Origin of the sequence: Galbibacter sp., from assembly GCF_048266365.1 — a bacterium.
In the GTDB taxonomy this organism is placed as follows: Bacteria; Bacteroidota; Bacteroidia; order Flavobacteriales; family Flavobacteriaceae; genus Galbibacter.
This window is the reverse complement of sequence record NZ_JBLWZP010000028.1, coordinates 1-7519: the sequence shown is the minus strand read 5'-3', so window position 1 is coordinate 7519 and position 7519 is coordinate 1. Positions and strand designations below refer to the sequence as shown.

8 protein-coding genes are annotated in these 7519 nt (G+C 32.2%); all 8 read left to right on the top strand.

The window, feature by feature from the left end; genetic code table 11:
• Window positions 1-271, top strand: a 271-nt coding sequence (locus ACN0TV_RS16895) for a hypothetical protein (protein WP_417364496.1), incomplete at its 5' end; no start/stop codon positions are given.
• A gap of 137 nt (window positions 272-408) precedes the next feature.
• Window positions 409-1251 (top strand): tyrosine-type recombinase/integrase, encoded by an 843-nt coding sequence (locus ACN0TV_RS16890; protein WP_417364494.1) that lies wholly within the window; start codon window positions 409-411, stop codon window positions 1249-1251.
• An 82-nt stretch (window positions 1252-1333) separates the two neighbouring features.
• Window positions 1334-2755: a hypothetical protein gene (locus tag ACN0TV_RS16885; RefSeq protein WP_417364493.1), complete on the top strand. Its 1422-nt coding sequence runs from the start codon at window positions 1334-1336 to the stop codon at window positions 2753-2755.
• A 156-nt stretch (window positions 2756-2911) separates the two neighbouring features.
• Window positions 2912-3493 carry a hypothetical protein gene (locus tag ACN0TV_RS16880; protein WP_417364491.1) on the top strand — a complete coding sequence of 194 codons (582 nt, stop codon included), beginning with the start codon at window positions 2912-2914 and terminating at the stop codon, window positions 3491-3493.
• Between the two features lie 156 nt (window positions 3494-3649).
• The gene (locus ACN0TV_RS16875) at window positions 3650-4732 is read left to right on the top strand and encodes a dsDNA nuclease domain-containing protein (RefSeq protein ID WP_147860495.1); all 1083 of its coding nucleotides are present in this window, start codon (window positions 3650-3652) and stop codon (window positions 4730-4732) included.
• Between the two features lie 47 nt (window positions 4733-4779).
• Entirely contained in the window at window positions 4780-6474 is a 1695-nt protein-coding gene (locus ACN0TV_RS16870; protein WP_417364488.1) for an AAA family ATPase, read from the top strand.
• Window positions 6475-6624: 150 nt separating this feature from the next.
• On the top strand, window positions 6625-6981 hold the full coding sequence (locus ACN0TV_RS16865; RefSeq protein ID WP_417364486.1) for a hypothetical protein: 357 nt from the start codon (window positions 6625-6627) through the stop codon (window positions 6979-6981).
• Window positions 6978-7283 carry a hypothetical protein gene (locus ACN0TV_RS16860; RefSeq protein ID WP_417364485.1) on the top strand — a complete coding sequence of 102 codons (306 nt, stop codon included), beginning with the start codon at window positions 6978-6980 and terminating at the stop codon, window positions 7281-7283. The genes ACN0TV_RS16865 and ACN0TV_RS16860 overlap by 4 nt, the downstream gene beginning before the upstream one ends.
• The last annotated feature ends 236 nt before the right edge of the window (window positions 7284-7519 follow it).

Here is a 7519-nt window from a genome sequence, read left to right as displayed (position 1 = left end):
AGCGGTTTCGCGGGTACTGCAACGCGCGCCCGAAACGGTGCACAGGTTTACCAAGCGCCCCTCCTTACAGACTGAAATTTTATGGCAGCTATGCACGGTAATGAAACACAACTTTTTTGCAGACCTCGCCGCCCAGCTGCCGCCAGACTTTACCACCAACGCCCCAGACCCAACACTGCCCTTGCAGGAACGCATTGCAGCGCTGGAGGAGGAGAATAAGGTGTTGACAACTAAGGTGGAAACGCTTATGGCGGTGGTGGGGAAGGGGTAAATTACAGGTTTATACCCCTGTTGTAGTTCCTTTTTTAAATAGTTGTAAACGTTTAACTTTTTTATAAATATTTGTAAACGACTATAAATGGTTACATAGGTATTCTGTAAGGAAAAGCCCTTTATATTGCACCCGTTATGGATTTTTCTGCTATACAACGGTTATTGGAACGCAAAAATTATTCGCCACACACCCAGCGAACCTATAAAAGCTATCTTACTATGTACCGCGATTACTGCTTGTTGCATACCCTAGATGCAAGCATACAGGAAAGTGGCGAGGTGTTCATTACCTCCTTAATACACCAAGGGTATGCCATTAGTAGCCAAAACCAAGCTATAAATGCTCTTAAGTTTTATTGGGAAAATCTCTTGGGGCAAGAGCGCCTTTACCTACATGTAGTTCGCCCGCGCAAAGAAAAGCGGTTGCCCACGGTGCTGTCCCAGGCAGAGGTGATCCGTATTTTTTCTGCTGTGGCAAATGTAAAGCATCTGGCCATGTTGCAAACCCTCTATGCCTGTGGGTTGCGCATTGGAGAGCTTATCAATTTACAGATAAAAGATATAGATAGCAGCCGCAAGTGCATTACCGTGCGGCGAGGAAAAGGCTTTAAAGACCGCACAGTACCCTTGCCGGAAGAGTTATTGCACCTATTGCGGAAATACTACAAACAGTATCGTCCCATTACCTACTTATTTGAAGGGCAACACGCCCAGGGTGCTTTAAAAACAGTTCCCTACTCACCCACAAGTGTCCGGCGGGTATTGTACCGTGCTGCAAAAAAAGCGGGCATACGCAAAAAAGTAACCCCACATACCTTGCGCCATAGCTATGCCACCCACCTTTATGAATATGGAGTGAACCTACGGAGCATACAGGTGCTTTTGGGGCACGGCAGTAGTAAGACTACCGAAATTTACACCCATGTAAGCAACCACCACATTACAAACACCCCAAGCCCTTTGAGCTTTTTAAAATAAGTTGTACTTTGGCCAAAGACATGCGAAATAAAGTGCATGTTGATATACACTAGTTACCTGCAAGCTGAAAAAACATCCGTGAATGGAAGAAATTAACGAAAAAGAATTTAAAAGACGACTTGCTTCAACAGAGATTTCTGAACATAATGACCTTTTAATAAACTTCCAAAATGTTACGAATGTAAACTTGAATAAGATTACTCTTTCTAACAAATTCAAAAACTGCAAATTCACAGGGAAAAGATTAGATTTTATGGATTTGAGTATCGGTGAAGCATCCGAATTAACTCATACATTTAAATTTGATGACTGCGAATTTGAAAATGATGTTTTTTTTAAAGACTGTGCTGTACAAGAAATAAGATTTATAAATATTTCAAAGCCAGTAAAGAATTTACATTTAGCACCAAATAAACTTGGATACTTTACTTTTCAATGTGCAGAAAGTTTAGAAGAAGAAGTATCAAACGATATAAATATTACAATACATAATTGTGAAATCGTAAAATATTTGGACTTTTTGCACCTAAAATCAAATGGCAATCTATTAATTTCTGGTTGTAAAATTAATAAAGTTAAAATACACAACTCAAAATTTAAAAGAGTTGACATTGACCATTCTAAATTTAAAAATGACTTTCAATTCACTTTAAACTTTATTGAAGACAGTTATTTTAAGTACAACGAATTTAATAAAACCAATTTCTCTAATACAGATTTTGGAATTGATACAGAATTTTCATTTAACGATTTTAGCGGAACTGCTCTATTTCAAAGCTTAAAAAATGAAAATAGGACAAGGATAAAGTTTAAAAGTTGCAACTTTATGAAATATACATATTTCAATAAATCAACTCTTTATGACTTACATATAGATACTTCTAAATTTCAAGAGTTCACATCATTCCAAGAAATGGAACTGAATTCAATTTTTTTAGATAGAACAATATTCGAGAAACCAGCTTTCTTCGATGATATAGAAATAATTAGATTCAGTAAGTGTAATAAAAGAACTCTGCGAAATATAAAACAACAATTATTAAGAGCTGACAACAAAATAGATTACGACAATTTTCGTGCTCACGAACTGAATTCATATAAAGAGGAACTTAAAAAAAATATAAAGTTAAATCCAAAAGCTAATCGTAAAAAATTGCGCAGAGATTTGACAATTTTACGAGTTAATTCTTTCTATTCAAATAATGGAACTGATTGGGTAAAAGCAATTAAGAGAACGTTATTAGTTGCATTAATATTCTATTCAATATTTTATGCGATTCATAATTCTGATAGAGGAATTGACCTTTGTAGTGCTTCAGCGTATAGCGAATACTTTATTGGACTTTTTAGATACTTTTTGCTGACCGATTTTCACAATCCTTTAGCCCAAAGTAAAGAGTATTTAATAAATGTTTGGGAATGGATTCCTTTTATATTTGGCAAAATATTAATTGGAATAGGAATTTATGAAATATTAGTTTCATTTAGAAAATTTAAGAGATAAAGCCAGCAGGTAACAACGTATATAATCCATTGCTAGTGAAAGCCTACTTACGAAAATCCTCGCGGATTTTCTATTCAGTTTTTATTTGCTAAATTACGTGCTAAACCACGCAACGTATCATATACAAAACCGTTGGCAACAATATAACCCAAATCAATGGAAGTACTTTTTCACTTCATATTTCAGTTAATTAAAATAGGAATTCTTGCATCGATTTATTCTTTTATTTTAATCGGAATTTTATTAATTATTGGAAAATTTAAACCGACTGAATTTATAAAAAGAGTAAAAACGGAAAAGAAAAAATATTGGTTTTCTTTTGGTTTCTTAATCTCAATTGGACTTTTTATTTTCTCGTTTACATATTGGGGAAATCACGGACTTGGAGATGGACCAATGATTCCAATCGGACATTGGGAAACGATTGAAAATACAAATTGGACTGAATACGGATATTTAAAAGGACAAAAAACCAGCGACGGAATTGATATAGAAACGACACAATTTAAAGTTGCGAATGATAAATTATGTGGGAATCTAAAAAGTTGGTTTTATGACTTTGAGAACACATATTTTGTGTTGGACTTGAAAACAGACGAAATGACCGAATTCAAAACGGAATCTGAATTTAATGAATATACGGAAAATAATAAATTGCCAAATTCAAATGAACTTTTGAGTTTTGAAGAGAATTATAGAAACCATTGGAGCGGAATAAGATTTCTGCTATTACCATAAAAAGAAAAAATACTGTTGCCAACACCGTATATAATTTATTGCTGGTTCTAGCCTACTTACGAAAATCCTCGCGGATTTTCTATTCGGTTTTTATTTGCTAAATTACATGCTAAACCACGCAACAAACCATATACAAACACGTTGGGCACAATATAAATGAACCTAGAGCAAGAAATATTAAAATTAAAGCCAAGAGAGGAATCGGGAAGTAAAACTGCTCGAAAGTACACCTTTCAAAAGGACTTATCTCTATATCTATTATTGACTGTACACGAGAAAAGTCAGGACTATGTTTTTCTTTTCGATTTTCACGATGATTTAGTCGTTTTGGATTCTGAAAAGAACCCACAAAAAATGGATTTTTACCAAATAAAGTCTAAAGACTCTGGAAATTGGACAGTAAAAGCTTTAACCAAAAAAGAAAAAGACAAATTATCAATTACTGGGAAATTATATTTGAACAAAATAAACTTTAATAAAAACACCAACTCATTAAATTTTATTTCAAACTCAAGTTTTAGCTTCAAAAAATTGGCCAATGGAGAGGAATCATTAAAAAGGTCAAAAATAAGAGCAACTGAACTTGAGAAATCAGTTTTAAAGGAATTGGAAGATGCTATCAAAGATGAACACAAAATAACAAAAACTGAATTTGAAAAATTAACCAACTTTCAGGTAACAAAACTTAGCAACAAAGATAGTTCTACTCATTGTTTAGGAGAGTTAAGTAAGCTCATAAATAAAATTAATCCAGAAAACACCATTAATCCAGAGCTTGCATATAAACAAGTATTTAATGAAGTTTCTCGTCAAACAGAAAATACATTTGGAGATAAAAGTATTACGAATCTTGAAGAATTAATTGATATTAAGGGAATTTCCAAAAGACAGTTTCTAGAATTCTTAGAAAAAGCAGGTTTATATAAAAGTGTCCAGCAAGAATGGGATGAAATTAAATTATCATTAGAATCTTGTGGAATTGGATATATTGACCTAATGAAATTTAAAAAATATTGGAGAGATGTAACGGCAACATTGATAAAAGACTCGAATAAAATTCCGTTAGAAAAATTAATTAAGGAAGTACAAAAAATTTACGAAGAAGAAGTATCTAACGGTTTCATAAATGAGTCGACTAATCTTTTGACAATTGTAAATCATTGTTACCAAAAGGTTTCATCCTCATTTTACGATGAATATTTTATAAAGTGTCTTATAATCAAAATTATAAATGAATAAAAAAGGTAATTTAAAAAAGCTTGTCAGAAATTTAAGAGTTAAAAAGAATGAAAAAATTATACATATCGGAAATGCTATTGCTGTCTCAAAAAGAGAAAAAAGCAAAGAGAGTTAGTTTCGATAAACATAGAACTCTAATTTATGGAAAGAACCATACAGGCAAATCCTCTCTGATTAAAAGCATTTATAGAACGTTTGGAGCAGAACCACTTTTAAACGCAAAATTTAAAAATGCAAATGTTACCTCACTTGTAAAATTCGAGTTGGATGATACAAAATATCAAATCTTAAGAGATGGTAAAAGATTTGCTATTTATGATGCGAACAATACTCTAATTCAAATTTTTGATTCTGTAACTAAAGAACTTGCACCATTTCTAAGCGAATTGTTTGATTTCAATCCTTTATTTCAGTCTCAAAATAGCGGTTTTATCATTCCACCACCAGCCTATCTTCTACTTCCATATTATGTTGACCAAGATGAAAGTTGGAGTAAAAGTTGGTCTTCATTTAAATCTTTACAACAGATTAAAAGCTATAGAAATCAATGTATTTTTTACCACTCAGGCATTAGACCAAATAAGTATTATGAGACAAAAAAGGACATTGACATATATTTAAAAGCGATTGAGGAAACAGAAAAAGAACAAAAGCTTACTGGTAAGATTTTAGAAGACGTAAAAAGTAAATTATCTCAGACCAATTTCAATATAAATATTGACGAATTTAAAAAAGAGATAACTGCTTTACTAACAGAGTTGGAGTCCCTTAAAAAGAAAGAAGATAATTTAAAATCGGATTTGCACGACTTGTATCACCTAAAAGCCTCATATGACGCACAAATAAATATTGTAAAACAGGCAATTCTAGAAAGTCATAAAGATTTAGAGTTTGCTTCCAAAAAACTACCAGAGGTCGTTGGATGCCCAACTTGTGGAGCAGAATACGAAAATTCCTTTTCAGAAAGATTTGAAATTGCTCAAGACGAACAAAAGAGTAAAGACCTTCTTATCGAGTTGCAGAAGGAATTAAAAGAAATTGAAGATAAAATTACTTTCGAGAACAAAAAACTTAATTCTACTCTAAGTGAAGTAAGTAAAATTGATAAAATTTTACAAGAAAAGAAAGGCAATCTTAAACTCAAGGATGTAATAGAAAGCTCGGGTAAAAATCAGATTAAAACAATTTTTACAGAGCGTTATGATTCTCTACAAAAGTCGTTGGTGGAAAACACTTTGCAAAAAGAAAAACTTGAAAAAAGACTTAAAGAATTTGAAAGTAAAAAACGTAAGGAAGAAATAGTAGGATTTTACAGAACTAAATTAACCTCATTTCTAAAAAAATTAGATGTTCACTCATTAACAGAAGACGAATACAAATCCATAACTACGAAAATCGAAGCTAAAGAGACTGGCAGTTCACGTCCAAGAGCATTAATAGCCTATTATTTTACCTTTTTTCATCTTATGAAGAAATTTTCGTCTTCGGCTTATTTTCCCTTAATAGTGGATTCACCAAACCAACAAGACCAAGATATTGAACATATTGATAAAATAATGAAATTCATTCAAGAAAATCAACCAAAAGATAGTCAATTAATACTAGGACTTGCCGAGACTTATGGTGTAGATTTTAAATGTAAAACCATAACGCTAACTGAAAAATACAGCTTATTACAAAAAACTGAGTATAACGATGTTCATAATGAAATGATTGATAAATTAAGTGAGTTATGGAAATAAATACTGTGCCCAACAACGTATATAAAAAATAGCGGTTTATTCGCTTAATCAAAACAAAATGAATAAATTAAAGGTCAGTTATAATCCGAAAAGTTAGTGTGTAAAACCCGCTACTTTTCATATACAAGACCGTTGTGCACTATTTGAGAAATGAACGAACTAACCGACAAAATATATTACGCTGATAAAAATATTCTCAATATTATTGAGTCGGATTTTGAATTAATTGACCAAAAGAATTGGTACAGATTATATAAAAATAAAATTGACAGTTCATATTGGAGACTTGACGAATGGGATAAATATCAAGAGCAATTTTTTGTCAAACTTGAATCAACTGAAAAATGGTCTGAATTTAATGACAAAACCTTAAGAATTGAACTTTTAAAAAAGTCAAGAGGACTATCAAACGAAAAGTGTATTTGGAAAGATTGCGAAAAAAACGCTTTGAATAAAATTGTTTACTGTGAGAATCACGCATATAACGAAATGGGAATAAGAAAATGAATTTCGAGGGTTTTAGAAAAGACATAGAAAGTAAACTCAATCATATTGCGGAATTTGAACTTCAGGAATTTCATTTTGAACCACATAGTTTTGGAAATGGAATTCTTGCATACCGAATTAAAGGACGAATTCACAAGTTTGTTTTTGATGGACGAGAAAACGAATTGACTTGGTTTTCAAGTAAACCCCATCAAAAATATTTTGGTGCGGACTTTAAAATATTAATGAGAATTGACGGACTTGAATTAAACTCGGACGAATTAGAAAATGGAATAAAAAACAGTGCACAACATTGGCTATAAGTAATTGCTTGTTCTCACCTACTTCTGAAAATCCTCGCGGATTTTCAGTTTGGTTTGTATTTGCAAAATTAAGTGCTAACCCACGCAACTACTCATAGCCGAGACCGTTGTAAGTAATTTAAAAAAACCAATTTTATGTTTAAAAAAGTAATTTTAACTTCACTTCTAATTTGCTTTGCTTATCCAATCTTTGGTCAAATAACTTCAAACAAAAAGGCTAACGAAACTTTGAATTG

What these genes read in the sequence shown, in the direction of transcription:
- ACN0TV_RS16865 (WP_417364486.1), top strand. Translation starts at nt 6,625, where the DNA reads ATGAACGAACTAACCGACAAAATATATTACGCTGATAAAAATATTCTC.
- ACN0TV_RS16880 (WP_417364491.1), top strand. Translation starts at nt 2,912, where the DNA reads ATGGAAGTACTTTTTCACTTCATATTTCAGTTAATTAAAATAGGAATT.
- ACN0TV_RS16890 (WP_417364494.1), top strand. Translation starts at nt 409, where the DNA reads ATGGATTTTTCTGCTATACAACGGTTATTGGAACGCAAAAATTATTCG.
- ACN0TV_RS16860 (WP_417364485.1), top strand. Translation starts at nt 6,978, where the DNA reads ATGAATTTCGAGGGTTTTAGAAAAGACATAGAAAGTAAACTCAATCAT.
- ACN0TV_RS16875 (WP_147860495.1), top strand. Translation starts at nt 3,650, where the DNA reads ATGAACCTAGAGCAAGAAATATTAAAATTAAAGCCAAGAGAGGAATCG.
- ACN0TV_RS16885 (WP_417364493.1), top strand. Translation starts at nt 1,334, where the DNA reads ATGGAAGAAATTAACGAAAAAGAATTTAAAAGACGACTTGCTTCAACA.
- ACN0TV_RS16870 (WP_417364488.1), top strand. Translation starts at nt 4,780, where the DNA reads ATGAAAAAATTATACATATCGGAAATGCTATTGCTGTCTCAAAAAGAG.